Genomic DNA, 20606 nt, shown 5'->3' with positions numbered 1-20606 from the left:
CCCTTGCCCTGCTCAGCCGCTGCTGCCCCGCTTCACCAATCTCTGGCAACATCGTCTGTCGCTGATAACGCTCCATCGCTGCTCCTTAACTGAATTGTGCCAGACCAAAAATAGGCGTAGAGGCAGACGCCATGTCGCGCTGCTCCATCAGTCCCGCCTGAAACGCCTCGTGTCCGCCGTGGATCGCAGCAGCAAAGGCACCGGCCATGCGCACCGGATCGCGCGCTTTTGCCACCGCCGTGTTGAGCAGCACGCCATCGAAACCCATCTCCATCGCCTGAGCCGCCTGGCCAGGCGCGCCAATGCCCGCATCAATAATCAGCGGCACATCTTTAAACCACGCACGCATAGCGCGCAGTCCCTCGATATTACGCAGCCCCTGGCCGGAGCCGATCGGCGCGCCCCAGGGCATCAGCACTTCACAGCCCGCTTCCAGCAATTTTTCGCCGACAATCAGATCTTCCGTGGTGTAGGGAAACACCTGGAAGCCGTCAGCGCACAGAATCCGCGCGGCTTCAACCAGCGCAAAAGGATCGGGCTGCAACGTGTCTGCATGGCCAATCACCTCCAGCTTGATCCACGGTGTGTCGAACAGTTCACGCGCCATCTGCGCCGTCGTCACCGCCTCTTTCACCGTGTGGCAACCCGCCGTATTCGGCAGAATACGTTTGTTGAGCTGTTGCAGCAGCGTGCGGAAAGCGCCGCCTTCACTGCCTTCCCGCCGCAGGCTGACGGTAATAATCTCCGCGCCTGACGCATTGATCGCCTGATGCAGAATGTCCGGTGACGGATAACCGGCCGTGCCGAGCAGAAATCGGGATTGCGGAGTAAATTGATAGAACATGGTTAACCTCCCTGCATCGGTGACAGGATTTCGAGCTGGTTGCCCGCCTCAAGTTGCTGGCTGGCATAGCGGCTACGCGGTACAAACTCCCCGTTCAGCGCAGTGGCGACGGTCCGCGGATCGATCTGCTGCTCCGCCATAAGCTCCGCCAGCGTCGTTGCGCCGGTTTCAATCGTGCGTCCATTCAGTTCAACGCGCATGAGTCATCTCCTGAGTCAGTTGCAGCATAAGTTTTTCAGCCATGATCGGGGCCAGCAAAAAGCCGTGGCGGTAGAGGCCGTTAAGTGAGAAACGCCCATTTTCGTAGCGGACTTCCGGCAGGTTCTGCCGGTAAGCAGGACGCAGACCGGTGCCGCTCTCGACGATCCGCGCTTCGGCCAGTGCCGGATGCAGGCTGTAAGCGGCGCTGAGCAATTCCATCATCGCCCGGGCGCTGATCGGGCTGCTGTCGTGGCTTTCCACCATGGTGGCACCCAGCATGAAGTGGCCCCCGGCGCGGGGTACCAGATAGCAGGGAAAGCGCGGGTGCAGCAGCCGGACAGGTCGGGAGAGTTGTACGTCGGATGTGTGCAGGATCACCATTTCGCCCCGCACGGCGCGCAGGGCGGGCTGCCGATCGGTGGCGTGGATGCCACGGCAGTCGATGATTTTGCCGCCGGGTTTACCGCTGTGAAAGGGGACGCCAGCCTGTTGCAGTTTGTCGCGCAGTTGCTGCAAGGCGCGGCGCGGATCGAGATGCGCCTCTGCGGCGAAAAACAGGCCGCGGGCAAAGCGGTTTTCCAGCGCGGGTTCGATGTCACCGGGAGAGACCCACTGATGCTGCTGCGTCATGCTGGCGAAGCGCGTCAGTTCACGGCTGTCACGCGGCGGAGCAACCACCAGCGTGCCCTGCTGTTCCACGCCATCAACGCGTTTCGCCCACCAGCTGGCCGCGTGCTGGCCCCATTCGATCACCTGTGGCGGTGCGCTTTCTGCTTCACACCAGGGCGCGAGCATGCCGCCCGCCCAGTGCGAGGCCGCACGGCAGTCAGGCTGGGTAATAACTTCGACCGTTTCTCCCCGCTCCAGCAGCAGCGTGGCGACACAAAGCCCGGCAACGCCGCTGCCGAGCACCGACCAGCGGCTCATGGTGTCCACCGGACAGGAAAAGAAAGATTCAGGATGAGATTTTTCAATTTGGCCTCGTTATCCGTTAACGAAGACCCGTGATACAGAGGGAAAAGGCAGGAACGTTGCGAATGCGCCCCTGCGGCAAGTATCTGATGAGATACCCGTCTTCCTACGCCAGTATCAACTGGGTCAGGTTCTAAGGGTCGCTAAGCCGCGCGGTGCGCTATTAGCCTCTCAGTCTCTCTGGCGAGACTCCCCTGACGGGTTTAGTTGTAAGTTAAGCAGACAGCTTCGTCAAGCAGACTGCATGGAACCGGGTCAGAAAATCGGACTTAACCGGCAGAACCGAAATGCCAGTCAGTTGCGGTTGCCAGCGTCAAAAAGGGGCCCGCCAGCGTCTGGTTGTGATGCGCAATAATCTTCTCCGCAGAGAGGTGGAGATTATCGACGGTGGTGTGCGCATCGGAAATCAGTACGACGTTAAAACCCAGCTCCGGGGCTGCCCGACACGTGGTATCAACACAGAACTCCGTTTTCATCCCGGCAATCACCAGTTGCTTAGTGCCCTTTTGCCTCAGCTGAAGCTGCAGGCCAGTATCCCTGAAACAGCTGGGATATCTTTTGGTGAAGACGACATCACTCTGCGGGTTAACCTGCAATTCCGGGATCAGGCGCGTCAGCGGGCTTTGCTCGTTAAAAGGGGAATCATCCGGGCCGATATGGCGTGCGAAAAAGAGGGGGACGGCAGAAGCCCGGGCTTTAGTAATGAGAAGTGAGATGTTCGACAAGATCGAATTTGCGGCGAAGGGAGCCTCGGGACCATTAAAAAGGCCCTGCTGCATGTCGATAATTAAAAGTGCACTTTCAGATGTAACCATGACCTGTCTCCATTCAGTTTTTAAGAACGGAGAACAGCTCCCCGTCCGGTTCGGCGGGGAGTGAGAATCTGTTGTGTCAGGTGCCAGTCACAGAGTCGCTCACGCCGCCGCCAGAGGCGGTGGTGGTGACGGTTGTGAAAGACAGAACTGACATAAACATTTTCTGACCCTGAGTTAATGCGTTCGGTGAAGTCACCCTCAGAAGGATGGTGCTGACATCTACATTACCCTGTACGCCGTCGCTTTTAAAGCGCCTGCAGCGATTGGGTTACCGCATCGGTTATTTCACGAATGCGCGGTTCGGCGCGGCGATAGTAAGTCCATTTTCCGACTTTGCTGGCTTCAACCAGCCCCGCATTGTGAAGTGCTTTCAGGCATAACGAGGTGGCGGGCTGTGATAAGCCCGCCTTGTCCTGTATGAGGCTGGCACAGACGCCATACTGATCGAAGGGATAGAGCTGGGTATAGCCCGCAAACGCTTCGTCAGGATTTTTAAGCCACTTCAGCACTGCCACTCTGGTCGGGTTGGACAGTAACTTCAGGGCATTTTCGGGGGACATGCCGCCTCACAGAATATCAGGATGGGTAAAATGGATAGTCAGTATAGCCTTTCTCAGTGCCGCCATACAGGGAGGCGTGATCGACCTCATTCAGCGGATATCCTGATTTAATCCGCGCGGGCAGATCGGGATTAGCGATAAATGAGCGGCCAAAACCAAACAGATCGCCCCAGCCTTTTTCCAGCACATGCTGCGCTTTTTCAGCCGTGTAGCGACCCGAATAGATGATCGGAGAGCGGAATGTTTCCCGCACCGCGACACGGAAGCTCTCTGGCATCTCCGGGCTGTTGTCCCAGTCGGCTTCGGCAATGGAGAGATAGCCAACTTCCAGCTCGTTCAGCAGGGCTGCTGCGCGGATGTAGGTCGCATGTGGATCACTTTCAACCAGACCGAGATAGACACGCTCTTCGTCGGTACTGGTAAACAGAGGCGCAAATCTGACGCCAACTCGGTGGCTGCCAAATACCGAGCTGACCGCCTCAACGACTTCTCGCAGGAAGCGCAGACGATTCTCAGCAGATCCGCCATATTCATCCGTACGGAAGTTGGTGTGCTCAGAAATAAACTGGTTAATCAGATACCCGTTGGCGGAATGCAGTTCCACACCGTCGAAACCGGCCGCTTTGGCATTCTCCGCCGCGCGTCGGTAAAGCTCTACAATCTCTTTAACTTCCGATGTAGTCAGTGCGCGTGGCTCGCTGGGTGCGGTCAATATGCCGGCGCCGGGTCCGGTTTCAATAAATACCCGGACGTTATCGGCTGCGATGGCTGAAGGGGCAACGGGTGCCTGCTTGCCCGGCTGCAGTTCATTATGCGACACGCGGCCAACATGCCAGAGCTGGCAGAAAATCGTGGCCCCTTGCTGATGTACTGCCTCTGTTACCTTTTTCCAGCCGGCGATCTGCGCTTCGCTGTGGATCCCCGGCGTCCATGCATAGCCCTGCCCGCGAGGCTCAATCTGGGTGCCTTCGGTGATCATCAGTCCCGCGCTGGAACGCTGGCGGTAGTACTCCACCATCATCTCGCCGGGAATGTTGCCCGGTTGTTCACTGCGGCAGCGCGTCAGGGGCGGCAGTACAATGCGGTTACGAAGCTGAAGGTCGCCCAGATTCAAGGGGGTAAAAAGTGACGGCATGAAAAAAATTCCTCTGATGTGTGAAGAGGCGACATTATATTTACACATTTAAATTTGTAAATGTGTAATCTGTGCTTTTTGTCCAGGGCGGTATCTGCGGTTTCTGGCAGAGGGTCACTATCTGGGTGGAGTGCTGACAGCGCGTGGATTAACAGTCTCTCAGCGCAGCGCCTGACTGCGTAACGTCAGGAGGAGATCCTGCAGACGCCGCTTTCAGGCAAATTGCTTCGCCGGGACGGAGGTGCTGCCTGCAGGATCATAAGAATATTAAGAAGCGTATTTTTCAGTGAACGCCTGCCACTGCTGACGATAAACCTCCAGTTGACTGAGTGCGCCATCAATGGAGGGCTGTGCTTTGTTGTCAGGATTCGGCGTGGCACGAATCAAATCGGCAAAGGTGCTGAAGACAGAGTCCATATCACGGCCCGAGTTCATGGCTTCCATCATCCCGGCCAGCTCCACCTGTGGCCGTGCGGTTGCACTCTTAACCTGGCTGAGATAGTCACGTGCGCTCTCCTGCATGTCGCGTGTTCCATGACGTATGGCTAACGCTAGCGTATCCTGTGCTCCCAGCAACGTCTGACGTTCACGAATGGCGACTTTGACGCTTATCATCTCATCAGCAATGTCATTCGCCTGCTTCTGGTTATCGCCGGAGACATATTTTTCTATCAGTTTATGGAGCTTAGACTGCGTCAGGGTCAGCGCCATGGCTTCCGAGGTATCCGAATTATCGTACTGATTACGGCCCACCTGGCCTTCAGCCAGCACCTCATGGAGTGCAGCGGCAAACTCATCCATAGCGGTCTGCGTATTGGCAGCCGTCATACTCAGAAGCGGAGTAAATGTTCTGGCGTCCCAGCTGGTGTAAGGATCGTTGAATAACGCATATCCAAGGTTAACGGACGGTCCCTGACCGGATGACTTTGTCTTTGCCAGTTCCTCTGAATTTTTAGCCTGCTGCTCTGCCGTTATGGGCTCAGCGACAGCCTGCACCAGGCGCGCTCTTGCCTCGGGTGAGATCACCACCACACTGGCAGGTAATTCTTTTCCGGTAATAGTTTCTTTAGTCGTGTTCTCAGCTCTGTTTGTTACGGTGAGCGTGGCTAAATATCCTCTTGCCACCTCTGTTGTCACGCCATTGATTAACCCCATAATGCCCTCTACGGTTTGATTGGTTGAACAATTTATCGGCAAAATGTAACCAATCTTTACCGAAATCTTATTGCTGCCTGGGTTAAGACGGCTCAGGGCAAGTCTGGCTATCATCGCCGCTGCGGCCTGACTTTGATCCAGAAAAGGTTCAGAATCCCCAGGCTGACCAGCCAACGGCTCCCGGCAGCGTTTCAGACTTTGCGGGGTGCACAGGAAAGTTTCAGAGCAGTACGCATTTATCCATTTTCAGACAGGGTTAATTCAGAGGAAACGTTGTGAATAGTGCACTTCCATTAGACGCGCTTGGGCCACGCATTTGTATTATGGGTCCCTCGAACAGCGGAAAATCGACCTTAGCTAAGGCCATTGCTCGCAAAACAGATCTACCCGCGGTTCATCTGGATCAACTTCACCATATTCCGGACAGTCAATGGATGCCCAGAGCACCGGCAGAATTTCTCCGTTTGCATGCTGAGGCGGTGAGTCAGGAAAGATGGGTGATGGAGGGTAATTACACCAAATGCATTGAAGAACGATTCGCGCGTGCCACAGGCTTAATTCTGCTGGATGTAAAAGTGACAGTGGCACTGCTGCGGTACATTCGCAGATGTTATTCATCCACGCCGCGTATTGGCGGTCTGGGGAGGGGCAGAGAGCAGATGAACCTGGAGATGCTGAAATATATTATCCGTACTGCCCCGCAGAATCGAAAGCGCCATAAAAAGCTTTACGACCAGGTCAGACTGCCAAAACTTCTGCTTCCTTCTCCTCGCGATGTTAAAGCCTGTTCTGACTACTGGGGATTACAGCTAACGAAAAATGATCGATGAACACAGGCTGCCGGAATAACGTCTGTTTTCCGTTAATGGGGTCGCTTTGACTCAGTAACTTTTTGAATAACAAAGAAGCATCACTGCCATCAATCAAAAAGCATTAAGCTCGTCAGAAGAGAGTCCAGCGATTCTACCGGCCCGGCATGATTTGTCTCGGAACGGATTGTGTCCCAGGGCATGGCGTCATCAGTACAATAATCACCAGTGCACTGCATATCGGCAGGCTCACTGAGTAAACCAACCGGAAGCCAGATATAAGGCCTGCCACGCAACCGGTTAGGCACTGTGGAGCCACAACTGGCGCAAAAATCGTTGCGATAACCGGTGGGTTTGCGCCATGACGCGATCTGGCTCTCACCAGAAACCCAGCTGAAGTCACTCTCTTTTACGATCGTTGCCAGGTTATAGCCGGTTCCGCTCTGTTTTCTGCACAAAGAACAGTGACAACGGTAATAGCGCGTGGGGGTTACTGATATTTCGAAAGCAACGGTTTCACACAGACATGCGCCTTTCATTTCATCATCCTGTTCACTCAGATTCCTGGTTTGTCGGACTACTTGCCTGATCATAGTGGTGTTTAAGTAAGGGGCTGCAGTAGCGCTACCGCAACCCTGTCATTTTAATGCCGCTCCGGCTCATTGCATGATCTTTTGCGGATTTGAGCCAGAAGCGGATAACCCCTCGTACACCTTCATCAGTATTAACTGCGGCTGAATACCAGTTTCAGCCCTGCCAGCGCAAAGCAGCAGGCTAATAGCGCATCGAGTCCGCGACGAATGCGACGGTAAAATGCGCCCATCACGGCGGTTGAGAACAGCAGAGCATAGCCGCCGAACACAACCACGCAAATCACCGCACAGCCGCAGATGATTATCGGCAGCGTGGCGGCGACCACATCCGGCTTCAGTGCAAACGACATAATGGCCACCCAGGTAAGAATCGCTTTGGGGTTGCCGATATGCATAAGTATCCCCTGACGGAACAGTCTGCCATACGCGACACGCTCATCGCTGGCTTTAAAATCGCTGGCCTCAGTGCGGCGTAACGCAGATTTGCCGGCTTTAAACGCCAGCCATAACAGATATAACCCTCCGCCAATTTTTAACACGATCAGCAACTGTGCGAAGGTGGCCAGCACAGTCAGCACACCGCAGGCGGCCAGCAGCGCCCAGAGCATCGAACCACTCACAACACCCGCAGCCAGCGCCAGTGCGGCCCCCCTGCCCTTTTTCATTGCCGTTCCCATTATCGCCATATTACTTGGCCCGGGACTGGCTGTAGCGACAAAGTAGGTGGTGAAGATCAGGATTAATTCGTGCGAAAGCGCCATGATGTCCTCTGCGATGGATTGTTATTAATCTGTTATATCGGCTGACGTGCAAATTTGCTATCTCCTGGTTCGCTGCGACTTCGTTTCTCGCTTTAAACGATCTGCGCAATCAAACATTTTCCAGACATAGCTTTCTTCTGCGGGGATCGGCATCCTGCCGGAAGCATCATCAAAGGATTCACTTTAAGGGACAACTCAGGGTCGTTTACGGTCATCCAGATGCAGTTGCAAAAATGTCAAATCCAGCCAGCGTCCAAACTTAGTTCCAACCTCCGTCATTCTGCCAGACTCAATAAATCCCAGTTTTTTATGCAGGGCAATGGATGCCGCGTTTTCCGATTCAATCGCCGCCACCATAACGTGCTTCCCGGCTTCGTGAGCAAGCTGGATAAGCCCCTGCATCAGGGCGGCACCCGCGCCTTTACCTCGTGCATCTTTATGAACATAAACCGAATGCTCAACCGTATGACGATATCCGTCCCAGGGACGCCAGTCACCATAAGAGGCATATCCCAGCACGGTATCATCATTGTCGTCTGTCGCCACAATCACAGGAAAACCGGCCTGCTGGCGGCTGTTTATCCACGTGATGCGGTTAGCCACATCAATACGATTTTCATTCCAGATGGCGGTGGTGTTAAGCACCGCGTCGTTATAAATCTCTGCGATGATTTCAGCATCGCTCTCTACAGCCGCACGGATAATCATGGTGGACACCCCTTTGCTCACTCACTAAAGTAGATGAATTGTTCACTATGATGGTTATCCATTATGTTAGATAAAAAGTCCAGCAAAGAAGACGGCCTGAACATCCGCATCGGTCAGAAGGTAAAAGAAGAAAGGGAAAAACGCGGCTGGTCACTTACCGAGCTGGCTGATAACTCAGGCGTTTCACGGGCGATGATTCATAAGATTGAGCGTGGGGAGAGCAGCCCGACGGCGGTTCTGTTAGCGCGCCTCTCAGGCTCGTTTGATATGACTATCTCACAGCTGCTTGCTCAGACTGAAGTGCAAACCGGGACGCTGGTCAGGCATGAAAATCAGCCGGTGTGGCAGGATCCGGAAACCGGCTATCTGCGTCGCCACGTTTCACCGGGCGAGATGCCGGTCGATCTGGTCAGTGTCGAACTGCCGGCAAATACCGCTGTGCCGATGCCGGCAATCTCCTATGTTTCAAGACGCCAGCTGATATGGGTAATTGAAGGGACACTGACTTTTGAAGCAGGTTCCAGCACCTATGAGATGGCTGCTGGCGACTGTCTGGAACTGGGCGATCCGGCTGATTGCGTGTTCAGAAATAAAACGACTCAGGGCTGTCGATATGCCGTTATCGTACTCCGGCCCGCCTGAGCAGGCAGACGGCATAAATCCCTGAGTAAATCGGCCATTGGCAGAGGGATGATTGTCACTCAGTCCGGCTGTTGATCGCCTTTCAGGAATCAAATCGTCAGCCGGACTGAATCTGCTCAGGGAAAGATTATTTCCCCAGAATCTCTCTGCGGACAATCTCAGCGCCAGCACTTAACGCATGCAGTTTGCCATTGGCAACCTGACGCGGCAGTGGAATCATGCCGCAGTTGGTTGAAGGATAGAGATTTTCAGCATCCACAAACTGCAGCGCTTTGCGCAGCGTATTCGCCACTTCTTCAGGTGTCTCAATGGTATGGGTTGCCACGTCGATGGCACCGACCATCACCTTCTTACCGCGAATCAGCTCGATCAGATCCATCGGAACCCGCGAGTTCTGACACTCCAGTGAGACAATATCGATAGCCGAACGCTGTAATTTAGGGAAGACCTCTTCGTACTGACGCCACTCTGTACCCAGAGTTTTCTTCCAGTCGGTATTCGCTTTAATGCCGTAGCCGTAGCAGATATGAACCGCGGTTTCACACTTCAGACCTTCGATAGCGCGCTCCAACGCGGCGATGCCCCAGTCGTTCACTTCGTCGAAAAAGACGTTAAACGCAGGCTCATCAAACTGAATAATATCCACGCCAGCGGCTTCTAATTCTTTGGCTTCCTGATTCAGAATCTTTGCGAATTCCCAGGCCAGCTTTTCGCGACTTTTATAGTGATTGTCATAAAGGGTATCGATCATCGTCATCGGACCCGGCAACGCCCACTTAATAGGACGATCGGTCAGCTTACGCAGGATTTTCGCATCTTCAACAAATACGGGTTTCTGACGTGAGACTTCACCCACCACGGTCGGAACGCTCGCATCATAGCGATTACGGATTCGAACCACTTCACGCTTTTCAAAATCCACACCGCTGAGGTGTTCAATAAACGTGGTCACGAAGTGCTGACGGGTCTGCTCGCCATCACTGACGATATCAATACCGGCCCGAACCTGATCGTCCAGACACAGACGCAACGCATCTCTTTTGCCGTCGACTAACTCTTCATCCTGCAGTTTCCAGGGTGACCAGAGCACCTCTGGCTGCGCAATCCAGGAGGGTTTAGGCAAGCTGCCAGCAGTGGATGTGGGTAATAAGGTTTTCATAGCAGGTGACCTTCTATATTTAATTTATCAAAGAACGGATTCAGCAGACCATTGCGCGAGAAGTGTCTGATTAGGCTTTATGAAATGCGCCTCAGTAAACTTACCCTGTTCGACGGCAAGGCGGCTGCGCTCTTCGCGATCGTAAACAATGCGGGTTAACGAATAATCCTGATGCTGCAGCGTGGGTTGATAGCACTGTCCCGCTGCAGAATTCGCGTTGTAAATTTCAGGGCGATAGATCTTCTGGAAGGTTTCCATGGTGCTGATGGTGCTGATCAGCTCGAGATTGGTGTAATCGCTGAGCAGGTCACCGTGGAAATAGAAAGCCAGCGGCGCAACACTACCCTGCGGCATGAAGAAACGCACTTTCAGACCCATTTTTCCGAAATAGAAGTCAGTCAGGGAAGGTTCATCCTGCTGATATTCAATGCCCAATACCGGATGCTGATTACCGGTGCGCACGTAGGTGTTTTTGCTCGATACACTCAGGCAGATAACCGGCGATTTACTGAAGTTCTCTTTATAGACCGCTGAGTTCACAAAACTTTTGAAAATGTTGCCATGCAGCTGACCAAAATCATCCGGCAGGCTGAATTCAGTCTGACCTTTGTTATGTTCTGACAGAACAACGCTGAAGTCATAATCACGCACATAGGAAGAGAAGTTATTGCCGACAATCCCCTCGGTGCGCTGACCGGTTTTATGATCCACGATATTCGTTTTCAGAATCTCAATCGCCGGGAACGATTCGTCGCTGCTTCCGAGACGAAGATTCAGCTCAGCAGAAATAATCTCAAGTTCAACTGAGTAGCGGTCGCCCTTTGGATTGTCCCAGTGCGCCAGAGAGTTGAAACGATTGTCGATCATCACCAGGGCGTTGTGCAGGTTTTCCTGACGTTTTTCGCCGCGCGCTAAATTAGCGAAGTTAGTCGTCGCCCGCGTATTTTTCGAAGGATTATAGTTTTCGTCGAAACGAATGCGCTTGAGGGTAAAGGCTAAGTTGTTCATCGCTATCGGGTATCCTGGTCGCTGATATGCGTTGTTGCATTTAAGGGTTATCCAGCGTGGCTATCCCTTTACAACTATTCATATGACTCAAAGTTATTAACAATTCTTACTTTATGCCTCAACACCCGGTTGAAAAAAAGTGATTAAATTTCAACGAACATGAAGGGAATTCATGTTGAGGTATTTAAGCGGGGAAATTTTCATGAGGCAGCGAGTCTTTTAACACCTGATGTAAAATCCGGGTGTAAAAAGCCTCGCACTAAGGGGGCTTAGCAAGAGATGTCAGAGGTGGAGTGATCTTTCGCCTCAACTTAAGGCGCGGAGGCTTTCATGATCCCATAATCAGGCACGCCAGCGTGCTGTTAGTCATTTAGCGGAAATCAATCGGTTCTCACCCGCAGAGCGTTAAACGCAGCATGGATGCAGCAGCTAATAAATCCCGGTCACAGCCAGGCAACACGACTAAATTTTATAAACGTTATCACACATGACTTTATGTGCGCCTGATTTTACCGAAAGCCTGCACGCTGCCTCTTTCATCAGTTTTCCCATCTCACTGTCGCGCATCGACTGCGTCAGGCGTGAAGCCGGACCGGTTAATGCCAGCGCCGCGAGCAGTTTGTTACCTTCACCAAACACCGGTACGGAGAATGCCGCGATATGCGGATCGCGAATACCTGACGTGAACAGCGGGAGTTCAGGCACAGAGTCAAACAGAGGTTCATTCAGCCCCCAGTAACGAAGCACCTGCCCGATGGCCGAATTATCCAGCGGCAGATAAGTGCCGGGCAGACGTGTTTCACGCAATCCTTCAGAGGGCTCCGCTCTGAAAAGACAGAGTCGTTGACCGTTTTCAATCACATACCATGTGGCGCTTTCGCCTGTCGCAGTCGCCAGTGCGTGAAGTTCAGGCTGAACGATACTGGCCAGATGAAAGGATTGTTCATAGAGCTTGCCCAGATAAAGCAGTCTTGGCCCCAGGGTATAAACGCCATTGTCGCGACGAATGACATAGTTCATGCGCTCAAGTGAGTTCATCAGACGATAAACTGTCGTTTTATGGTACCCCGAAAGCTGCGCCAGCGCGGTCAGCGTCAGTGATTCCTCACCAGGCCTGAAACAATCCAGCAGCGCCAGCGCTTTTTCTACGGCAATTACGCCTTCATTCCCCATCGGTACGTCCTCCTGTTTGCGACGGCAGGCAGTTTACCGCGCAATTTGTGATTCACATCGTATTTACATCACAAATGAATGCTTAACACTGGTGCGAACTCAATTAACATCGATATAGTAGTTTTATATTGTACAACTTAGTTGTGCCTGGTAAAACAAAGAGGATTAATCTATGCCCCATGCAGAGAATACCTTCATCAATCGCGACATTATCCGTATCGCACCAGAGCGCGTAAAAAAGGCTGCTCAGTTTCAGGCGGCGATCCTTGCTGATGTTGCCGGACGACGCGGAACGCTGCACGGTCGCGTAAAACCTGTGTCCCCCACAATGAAAGTCGCCGGACCGGCTATCACTGTCGAGGTGAGACCGGGCGACAACCTGGCGATCCACGCCGCGCTGGCGATTGCCCAGCCGGGCGATGTCATTGTGGTCGATGGCAAAGGCGATATCAGCTGTGCATTAATCGGTGAGATAATGTCCACCCAGGCAGAAGCCTCCGGCATCGCCGGAATTATTATTGATGGTGCGGTGCGTGACGCCGATGCACTGAGCGCGAACGGCTTTCCGGTTTTCTCTGCGGGCCTGAATCCCTGCGGCCCGACCAAGTCCATTGCGGGACGGGTCAACTACCCTGTTTCTGTGGCGGGCGCAGCCATTCAGCCAGGCGATCTCGTCATCGGGGATATTGATGGCGTGGTGGTTCTGCCGCGTGAAGACGTTCCTGCGTTGCTCGAACTGGCACAGAAAAAACTCGATTTCGAGACCAGCCGTATTGCAGCCATTCGTGATGGCGACCTTCGCGCGCCGTGGTTAGAAAAAGCCCTGCAAACCGCTGGCATGCTGGACGATGGGGAGACGCTCTGATGACAACCTCTTCTCCCGTAATCCTGGTGACGGGTAATGACCTGGCACCGCAGGCAGTAAACCTGCTTAGTGACTTCAGCATTGTTTATGCCGGCAAACAGCCCAGCGAAGATAGCCTGTTCCAGCTCTGCCAGCAGCATAATCCTGTGGCGATTATCGTCCGATACGGAAAAATCAACGCCCGCATTATGGATGCCGCGCCTGACCTGCGGGTTATTTCCAAACACGGCAGCGGCATTGACGTTATCGACCAAAAGGCGGCGGCTGAACGTCATATCAGTGTTCAGTCAGCCCCGGGGGCCAACGCAGCGGCCGTGGCCGAGCATACCTGGGCGTTAATTTTAGCCTGTGCAAAATCGGTGATACCGCTTGATCAGCGCATGCGCCAGGGACACTGGGACAAATCGACCCATAAGTCGGTGGAGCTGGAGGGCAGAACGCTGGGTCTGGTAGGGCTTGGTGCCATAGGCGGTCGTGTTGCCCGCATTGGCCGTGCTTTTGGCATGAAGGTGCTCGCTTATGATCCTTTTGCCAGAACCTTTCCCGATGAGTGTGAATCCTCCTCACTTGACGACCTGCTGCAACAGGCAGATGTCATTTCGCTGCACTGCCCGTTAACCGAACAGACGCGCCAGATGATTAACGCTGAGAAACTGGCTCTGTTTAAAAAAGGCGCCATCCTGGTGAACACGGCGCGCGGTGGTCTCATTGATGAAGAAGCGCTGTTAGCCGCGCTGGATAATGGCACTGTCGCCTGGGCCGCACTGGACAGTTTTGCCACAGAACCCCTGACTGCGCCGCATATCTGGCAGAGTGTTGGAAATGTGATTCTGTCGCCACACATCGGCGGCGTCAGCGATAACTCCTACGTGAAGATGGGTACCGTCGCGGCCAGTAACATATTAAATGTACTGGCAGAACCACTGAAAAACGAAAGTCCGGTAGTCTGAACCGCCCTCTCCAGCCGACCAGACAGGTAACAGCGCTTTCTGGTCGGCTGGTTAATAGGTAAATCTGCTGCATTAGAGCGTAATGCTTAGCTGTCAGGGTTTCCGATACGAATCTTATTCTGTTCTATGCCGTCCTGGCTTACTTGCCTTCGCCCACATTAATAGGTTTATTACCCTTCAATCGTTAACGACTCTTCCCGCGTATTGAATAAGGTGGCTGCCTGCAGCGGTTTCTTTGAAGTGTTCATTGTAGGTCATGTGTTATGAAGGATATGTCCGCTATGAGCGAGGAGCGGATGACTAGTTTGCAGCAAGACGGGAGCAGGATTTATTGGGGTTATATCCACTGTTTTTTTGGATTATAACGCGATATTCGATGATTTCAGCAAATGTCCTTCCGTTGATGTTTAAGTATAATGATAATGTTTATCAACAAAAGGATATTGTTATGTATGGGTTTATGATGATTCTGGCTGTTCTTGTACTCAATGCATGTACTACTTATTCACCTGTTAAAGTTGAACAACCCAAGCCCCTTCGACAAGATCGACCCGTTTACCCATACTATGCGGCTAAGAACCGGATAGAAGGTATGGTTAAGTTTAACTTTGACGTTGATGCAGAAGGCAGGGTAAGTCAGATGAGAATTATCGAGTCTACACCAGACCACTTGTTCGATGATGCTGTAATAACAGCCGTTTCAAAATGGCGTTTTGAAAAGGGCAAACCTGCCAGGAATCTTCCCATGACTGTAAAATTAAAAGTGCAAAAATAGATTTGATTTTAAGGCTGCATAAATGAAAATTAATGACTGTAATTCAGGAGGTTATTATGGCTGAATGTTCTTCTTCTAAATATTAACATAAATTATTATCCGATGTCCGCTTCTGGCACAAAGCGGACGTTGAGCAGGCCAATGTCCGCTATGAGCGAGAAGCGGACGTCAAACTCATGGCGATAGGGATTTTATGCCACATCAAACACAACAACCCGATCCTGGAGCATTCCCGATAAATTCCACTCTTGCCCTGAACTCAATACGCCTTAGAATGAGTGCTTCCATAGCAGTTAAAGTCATAAAACTACTATCCAATTGGGTTGCCCAGTTCAAAAAAGGGCTTTTAGATCACAGCATAAAGAGGTTTACGATGCCAGAGATTAAAGCAGGTGGGATGGTCTATACGGTGCCAGATACTATGGTATTTGAAGGAGAAGAAGTCGAAATTTCTTCCTCTGATTTAGTACCGGCATATGGCGAGCACTATGAAGAAGGTGACGACCCAATCGGTGTAGACTTGCATATGGAGCTTCCGAATCAAGGTACGGTAATTTTTGGTATTGGTTCTGACGGTTGGAACGGTGTTTCCGTAACTGCTGGCCCATTAAATGGTAACGACAGCGCTGTTGATACCCTTCCAGAACCCCCCGTGAGTTTTGTCGAGCAGGTGTACATAGCGCCTGCTGATGACGATTTCCCTTACGAGGAAGAGGAGGAATAACTCAAGTCCGGCGAAGCCCTCTAAAGAGGGCTTTTTCCATTTGGAACTTGTTTATAAGCATCAACAACATCAATCCTTCACACCCTGGCATTGATAACATTAAATCAACGATTTCAAACATGTGGTAATGCTCAATTTCATCAGCTTCGCAGTAGAAGTGAGAAAAAAGTACCTAAATGGAAGAAAAACGGAAGTCTATATTTGCACAGTTTTTTTCGGCAAAAATAGCAATTATATAGTAATTAACTCGCTGTTTTGAAAGAAAAATAATATTGCGGAGTTTGTGCGTAACGAAGTAACATCTGCTCAATCGTTACCGTTCGATGATGGGTAGCGCTCTCATGGAATAGATAACGGGTAATGCATAGTGGCAAAGTTTCATATCGACTCAATTCAAAATTGGGAACCCTTCGAGCATGACGGCGAAACTTATTCGCTTTCACATCTCGATGCGCACGAGATCACGTACAAAGGACAGAAGCAGGACTACAAATTTGTAGTGACTTATGGTCTTCACTGCTTCGCGAAAGACGGCACGTTTCACAACATCCCTCTGATGTATGAAGATGGCCGCGAGCAGTTAACCATCTGCATGGAACGTTACGAGGCATCAAAGCAGATCCGTAGCATTCTAGCGAATTTGCCTGACGTTCCTCTGTATCACACAGCTGCTGAGAAGTATTTCACCCTGCATATGATGAACAGCGCGACAGGGCAGATGGAGCCGTACAAAGTTTGCGTTGCCTTCTATAAAGAGAAGCGCTTGCTACGAATGCACATCCTTTCGGCGTTCTTCGCTCGAACAGGGCCAGGAGCACCAGCAGTGCCGATCCCAAATAAACCTGTCAGTTTGTTTAAGGTGGCGTTGGATACTTCGCGAATTCCTCGAAACACACGAGGACCAAAAGAAGCGAACAACCAGAAGAAGTAGCTAAGCGAAAAATGGATGCAAAAAATCAGGAAATTAAGAAAATTTAAAAACTGGTTTTGATGTCCTGGATGCGGATAACATTTGATACAGGGAAGAATTTCGCAGGCTTTTAAAGTGGCGACCCCCGTTTTACGGGGGGTCTCAGCCGCCTTTCGGCGGGTCAGGACACTTTACCGTCATGGACGAACCTGTTGCCAGGAAGTGGGATGCGATCTCGTTGCCGAAATCCCTGTAACCATCCGAAGAAGTACTGTGATTAACAGTATTTCTTGCAAGTAATATTAATAGTGTTCTATTAGAAGTGCAACCACAAAATACAACTGCATAGTTGTTAGAGTAGGAAGAAGGCTATCGGAGGATCAAGTGGGTAAGCAGGTAATCAAAGATACTACACAGAAAGGCCGGGAGGATTATCCCGGCCTTTGATTTAAACACTATATTAACTGGCGTTAGTGTCTGGGCCGGCATCGTCGTTAGCCGCTCTTTTCAGGAGTTCCTGAACACCATCCTCACCATACTCTCTCACTAAACGTCTAATCTCTTTCTGTGCTTGGCTTTCCTTCTTACGACAAGCACTATCATGACGTTCCTGGAAGACCACTTCCGGCTCAGCTTTCAGCCTTTCTTGATCCTCTGGGGTAATGAAAAAGAGAGACTGTTTCGTCCGGTTACCTACATCTGACTCTGTCTCTACACGGCGACTTGAGATAGGAAAGGAATATTCCTTCTCTAATGCGTGGATTACCGCAGAAGCTCGCTTTACACCGTAATCGGCAGGAATGGTATAGCCCGATGTCGTAATGGATTTACTGTCTAAAAGAGCAGCAAGTACACACGCTTGAGTGCGGTTTAGACATTGAACAGCTTCCAAAGCCGATGGATGGCCATTAAAGAAAGAAGCTAACTTAATGCGGGCTTGTTCGGGCGCGTAGTCATCAGTTACTTTGCGCTGATTAAAATCTTTATCTGTCATAACAAGTTACTCCAATAAGGTACGGACTAACCCAGATCAAAGATGTAAGCAAAATTTGCATAAATGCAAAATCTTCTGGAAATCCACGTCATTTAGCCGTAGTCTTCCGCCACGGCTTAGCCACATCTTTGCAATCTGGTTAAGCCGCTTCAGTCTTTGAACTGGAGTATGAGCAGCTATCGGGCGGGCCTGAGAAACCTTTTTGCCTGATAGCTGCTTTTTCGTTTCTGGAATCTATGATCACCAGAATCACGATTCTACCATGTTCCACTTATCGGTACATCTAAATTGTGCCCAATACGTTTAATTTACGAGCCATAAGACCTCCAGATCGATTCTCCGGGGGGTTTCCCTAACTTTTGATGCATTGCCAGCCTAAAAATTACAGCCCTTTAAATCGCGTTTAAAGCCGCATGGTGGCCTGTCTAAAAAAACAGGGGTTAAATTAACAGGTATAAACTTGTTACCCGAAATCGCTCGAATTATGTGAAAGCTATAGATGGTTGATCGTCTTTTATCCAATCTGGCTGATTTCTGGCATTCAATTTGCCAGTGATATTCTTGTCACGCCGCCTACCGCCGCCCCAGAGCAAAAAACGTGATGCGGAGTGCCACTGTATAGAAAGGTTGGCAAATATCGTTAGCTCCCAAACACCACGGTCTGAAGGACTGCCCCAGCCCTGGGGAAAAGTTACTCTATCGCTCCGCAAATCGGGCAATTCCGGAATGTACTTAACATAATGCTCCGGCGGCGAACTGGCCGCCCGGCAGTTCTCACGCAAACTTCTGAAGTATCTTGATCGCCCGCTCCATGCCTTTATCGCGCTCTTTGTCGTAGCTGTGCCCGTCATGCTTTGTTTCATGCAGCATATCAATTAGCGACTGAACGGCAAATTCACGTTCCTGAACTAGAACCTCGAGTATCATGCCGCCAATCTCATTGCAGATGGCTTTCCTTCAGCGAACTCATTCTTCCCAGTAGTGATTTATCCTTCCTTTAGATTTTGGGCACATTGGCCCGGACGCTCTCTTTTAACATGACAGTCCGCTTCTGGCACAAAGCGGACTAAATGCAGGCCAAGATTCGGTATGAGCGAGGAGCAGAAATTTTGACATGAGCTACCCACTTGCCTTATAAAATTGTTTTCACAACAAAGGGATATTGAAATGAAGATCTATACTTACCCCAAAAGCCGATCATTAAGAGTACTCTGGGCTCTTGAAGAAATGGGAGTGAATTACGAGTCTATCAGAGTCGATCTTTTGAACCCTGCTTCTGAGGTTAAATCACCCCATCCATTGGGAAAAGTTCCTTTTTTGACCGATGGTGAAGTGTCAATCAGTGAAACCTTAGCGATCTGTATTTACCTGTGTGAACAACATAAAAACATCTCTATTTATCCCGCAACTGCTGAAGAAAAATCCTCCGTTAATTCGTGGTTAAGCTTCACGCTATCCGATCTGGAAGCCCCCGTCTGGAGTCTGCTCAAACATGTTGTCTTCACTCCCGAAAATCAACGTTCCCCAGATTTAATGAATTTCCTCAGTAAGGAAGCAGATAAAGTTATCTCTCAGATTAGGTTTAACCCAACTCAAACATGGATTGCGAGTAACAACTTTACACTGGCCGATATTTTTCTTTCTCATACGTTGTTATGGGCAAAACTGTGCGGATTGGAAATCACCGAAGAGCTTGATAGCTACATATCAAGAGCAACGAGTCGCCCCGCTTTCTTAAAGGCTCAGGAAATAAATAATCGCTAATCAGGTTTTGTCATCTCTTAAGGATGCATTGATGTCCGCTTCTGGCACATAGCGGACAACAGCATCACGTAACGTCCGCTATGAGCGAGAAGCAGAAGCAGAAGCAGAAGCAGAGCTAATTGTATTTGACTTCTGGTAGTCGCAAAATCGAGTTCACTGGACGATCACCCATTCGAACCTGAATACTTGTGCGATTTGCCGGGCCTGTATATTCTCATTTTAGGCCCGTGCTGCCTGCTGCCCGCTTCCTGGATGGAAAAGGTGAAAGCATGTTCGTCCTCAACCTCATTGATTTAGCAACTCTTGGCGGTCGGGATTGGTAATGCGGGCACCATTGTTTCCTGACGACAGGAGAAATTATGTTATCAATCGAGCAAGCCAAGCAAATGGCTGCGAAGTTAAAAAGCTCTCTCGAAATGCGCGGTCATAAAATTTCTTATTCCGCCGCACTCGAAACTGTTTCACAACAGCTGGGCTACAAGGACTGGAACACAGCATCGGCTGCGTTGCTTCCACCAGTTGTTCCTCAGCCTCAAATTCATTTCATCAAAACTATACCCATCTTACGAATGTTCGATGAGCGAAAAGCGCGAGAGTTCTATCTCGAGTTTCTGTCATTCAGCGTTGAATTTGAACACCGGTTCGAGCCCAACTTACCTTTGTATCTGGGCATTGCTCGAGATGGTTTGCAGTTGCACCTCTCTGAACATCACGGTGACGCCAGCCCGGGGGCAACGATATTTATACCTGTGCAGAATATCGAGTTGCTTAGAGACCAACTACACGCAAAACAATATGGCTATGGGCGCCCGGAAATAGTGAAGCAGGACTGGGGAGATATTCTGGAAGTCTACGACCCATTTGGAAACCGGCTCCGATTCTGTCAAAGCTGATTTATTCTTCTCAATACGAAGGGGATTGCCATAGGCATTACCCCTTTTTTATACGTACGAAATGTCCGCTTCTGGCACAAAGCGGACTGACGGCAGGCCAGGGTCCGCTATGAGCGAAGAGCGGATATATTTATAGATAAGAACAGACCTGCATTTTCTGGAGCAATCATACCCATTTCAGCTACGCGTGGGAACG

The 20606-nt window shown here is 50.9% G+C and carries 24 protein-coding genes and 1 riboswitch; of the genes, 9 read left to right on the top strand and 15 right to left on the bottom strand.

Annotated elements, in window-relative coordinates:
• Window positions 1-85: 85 nt before the first annotated feature.
• The 7 genes from GVJ63_RS21780 to GVJ63_RS21750 form a co-directional block, all read right to left on the bottom strand.
• Window positions 86-844 (bottom strand): thiazole synthase, encoded by a 759-nt coding sequence (locus GVJ63_RS21780; protein ID WP_010247482.1) that lies wholly within the window; start codon window positions 842-844, stop codon window positions 86-88.
• 2 nt (window positions 845-846) lie between these two features.
• Window positions 847-1044: a sulfur carrier protein ThiS gene (gene thiS, locus GVJ63_RS21775; RefSeq protein ID WP_010247485.1), complete on the bottom strand. Its 198-nt coding sequence runs from the start codon at window positions 1042-1044 to the stop codon at window positions 847-849.
• Window positions 1034-1972: an FAD-dependent oxidoreductase gene (locus GVJ63_RS21770; protein ID WP_033760161.1), complete on the bottom strand. Its 939-nt coding sequence runs from the start codon at window positions 1970-1972 to the stop codon at window positions 1034-1036. The genes thiS and GVJ63_RS21770 overlap by 11 nt, the downstream gene beginning before the upstream one ends.
• Before the next feature lie 131 nt (window positions 1973-2103).
• Window positions 2104-2223: riboswitch (TPP riboswitch) on the bottom strand.
• Window positions 2224-2286: 63 nt separating this feature from the next.
• Window positions 2287-2832, bottom strand: a complete 546-nt coding sequence (locus GVJ63_RS21765) for a cysteine hydrolase family protein (RefSeq protein WP_122889317.1) — start codon at window positions 2830-2832, stop codon at window positions 2287-2289.
• Window positions 2833-3077: 245 nt separating this feature from the next.
• Window positions 3078-3392, bottom strand: coding sequence for a helix-turn-helix transcriptional regulator (locus tag GVJ63_RS21760; protein ID WP_010247494.1), 315 nt, complete (start codon window positions 3390-3392; stop codon window positions 3078-3080).
• Window positions 3393-3408: 16 nt separating this feature from the next.
• A complete protein-coding gene (locus GVJ63_RS21755) occupies window positions 3409-4527 on the bottom strand; it encodes an alkene reductase (RefSeq protein ID WP_010247497.1) in 1119 nt (372 codons plus the stop codon).
• A 267-nt stretch (window positions 4528-4794) separates the two neighbouring features.
• A complete protein-coding gene (locus tag GVJ63_RS21750; protein ID WP_228379727.1) occupies window positions 4795-5682 on the bottom strand; it encodes a hypothetical protein in 888 nt (295 codons plus the stop codon).
• A 275-nt stretch (window positions 5683-5957) separates the two neighbouring features.
• Between GVJ63_RS21750 and GVJ63_RS22445 the strand changes: the two genes are divergently transcribed.
• Entirely contained in the window at window positions 5958-6512 is a 555-nt protein-coding gene (locus tag GVJ63_RS22445; protein ID WP_235038371.1) for an AAA family ATPase, read from the top strand.
• Window positions 6513-6601: 89 nt separating this feature from the next.
• Here the strand turns inward: GVJ63_RS22445 and GVJ63_RS21740 are convergent, their stop codons facing one another.
• The 3 genes from GVJ63_RS21740 to GVJ63_RS21730 form a co-directional block, all read right to left on the bottom strand.
• Complete coding sequence (locus GVJ63_RS21740; protein ID WP_010670717.1) at window positions 6602-7030, bottom strand: GFA family protein; 429 nt, start codon at window positions 7028-7030, stop codon at window positions 6602-6604.
• Between the two features lie 185 nt (window positions 7031-7215).
• The gene (locus tag GVJ63_RS21735; protein WP_010670716.1) at window positions 7216-7845 is read right to left on the bottom strand and encodes a LysE family translocator; all 630 of its coding nucleotides are present in this window, start codon (window positions 7843-7845) and stop codon (window positions 7216-7218) included.
• A gap of 195 nt (window positions 7846-8040) precedes the next feature.
• Window positions 8041-8553 (bottom strand): GNAT family N-acetyltransferase, encoded by a 513-nt coding sequence (locus tag GVJ63_RS21730; RefSeq protein WP_159227352.1) that lies wholly within the window; start codon window positions 8551-8553, stop codon window positions 8041-8043.
• A gap of 63 nt (window positions 8554-8616) precedes the next feature.
• Here GVJ63_RS21730 and GVJ63_RS21725 point away from each other — a divergent pair, with 63 nt between their 5' ends.
• A complete protein-coding gene (locus GVJ63_RS21725) occupies window positions 8617-9195 on the top strand; it encodes an XRE family transcriptional regulator (RefSeq protein ID WP_045140175.1) in 579 nt (192 codons plus the stop codon).
• A 127-nt stretch (window positions 9196-9322) separates the two neighbouring features.
• On the opposite strand, the gene GVJ63_RS21720 is transcribed toward GVJ63_RS21725, so the two are convergent.
• The 3 genes from GVJ63_RS21720 to GVJ63_RS21710 form a co-directional block, all read right to left on the bottom strand.
• Window positions 9323-10354 (bottom strand): methionine synthase, encoded by a 1032-nt coding sequence (locus GVJ63_RS21720; protein ID WP_010670701.1) that lies wholly within the window; start codon window positions 10352-10354, stop codon window positions 9323-9325.
• A 27-nt stretch (window positions 10355-10381) separates the two neighbouring features.
• Window positions 10382-11362 (bottom strand): DUF1852 domain-containing protein, encoded by a 981-nt coding sequence (locus GVJ63_RS21715; protein WP_159227351.1) that lies wholly within the window; start codon window positions 11360-11362, stop codon window positions 10382-10384.
• 462 nt (window positions 11363-11824) lie between these two features.
• Window positions 11825-12535: an IclR family transcriptional regulator gene (locus GVJ63_RS21710; RefSeq protein WP_010247520.1), complete on the bottom strand. Its 711-nt coding sequence runs from the start codon at window positions 12533-12535 to the stop codon at window positions 11825-11827.
• Window positions 12536-12707: 172 nt separating this feature from the next.
• On the opposite strand from GVJ63_RS21710, the gene GVJ63_RS21705 reads away from it, so the two are divergent.
• The 5 genes from GVJ63_RS21705 (at window position 12708) to GVJ63_RS21685 (ending at window position 16780) form a co-directional block, all read left to right on the top strand.
• Window positions 12708-13400, top strand: a complete 693-nt coding sequence (locus GVJ63_RS21705) for an RraA family protein (RefSeq protein ID WP_159227350.1) — start codon at window positions 12708-12710, stop codon at window positions 13398-13400.
• Window positions 13400-14350 carry a hydroxyacid dehydrogenase gene (locus GVJ63_RS21700; protein ID WP_010247525.1) on the top strand — a complete coding sequence of 317 codons (951 nt, stop codon included), beginning with the start codon at window positions 13400-13402 and terminating at the stop codon, window positions 14348-14350. Before GVJ63_RS21705 ends, GVJ63_RS21700 begins: the two co-directional genes overlap by 1 nt.
• 376 nt (window positions 14351-14726) lie before the next feature.
• Window positions 14727-15125, top strand: a complete 399-nt coding sequence (locus tag GVJ63_RS21695; RefSeq protein ID WP_231113934.1) for a TonB family protein — start codon at window positions 14727-14729, stop codon at window positions 15123-15125.
• A 193-nt stretch (window positions 15126-15318) separates the two neighbouring features.
• Window positions 15319-15849, top strand: a complete 531-nt coding sequence (locus GVJ63_RS21690; RefSeq protein ID WP_159227349.1) for a hypothetical protein — start codon at window positions 15319-15321, stop codon at window positions 15847-15849.
• Window positions 15850-16216: 367 nt separating this feature from the next.
• On the top strand, window positions 16217-16780 hold the full coding sequence (locus tag GVJ63_RS21685) for a hypothetical protein (protein ID WP_159227348.1): 564 nt from the start codon (window positions 16217-16219) through the stop codon (window positions 16778-16780).
• Window positions 16781-17219: 439 nt separating this feature from the next.
• Here the strand turns inward: GVJ63_RS21685 and GVJ63_RS21680 are convergent, their stop codons facing one another.
• Window positions 17220-17753, bottom strand: coding sequence for a hypothetical protein (locus GVJ63_RS21680; RefSeq protein WP_159227347.1), 534 nt, complete (start codon window positions 17751-17753; stop codon window positions 17220-17222).
• Window positions 17754-18527: 774 nt separating this feature from the next.
• Complete coding sequence (locus GVJ63_RS21675; RefSeq protein WP_159227346.1) at window positions 18528-18680, bottom strand: hypothetical protein; 153 nt, start codon at window positions 18678-18680, stop codon at window positions 18528-18530.
• 240 nt (window positions 18681-18920) lie between these two features.
• Here GVJ63_RS21675 and GVJ63_RS21670 point away from each other — a divergent pair, with 240 nt between their 5' ends.
• Together GVJ63_RS21670 and GVJ63_RS21665 are read left to right on the top strand one after the other, a co-directional pair.
• Entirely contained in the window at window positions 18921-19517 is a 597-nt protein-coding gene (locus GVJ63_RS21670) for a glutathione S-transferase family protein (RefSeq protein WP_159227345.1), read from the top strand.
• A gap of 359 nt (window positions 19518-19876) precedes the next feature.
• Window positions 19877-20410, top strand: a complete 534-nt coding sequence (locus tag GVJ63_RS21665) for a glyoxalase superfamily protein (RefSeq protein WP_115388384.1) — start codon at window positions 19877-19879, stop codon at window positions 20408-20410.
• Window positions 20411-20606 lie beyond the last annotated feature (196 nt).

The organism is Pantoea sp. 18059, from assembly GCF_902706165.1.
In the GTDB taxonomy this organism is placed as follows: domain Bacteria; phylum Pseudomonadota; class Gammaproteobacteria; order Enterobacterales; family Enterobacteriaceae; genus Pantoea; species Pantoea agglomerans.
Note: the sequence above shows the minus strand (reverse complement) of the source record. Positions and strands in the feature narration are given on the sequence as shown.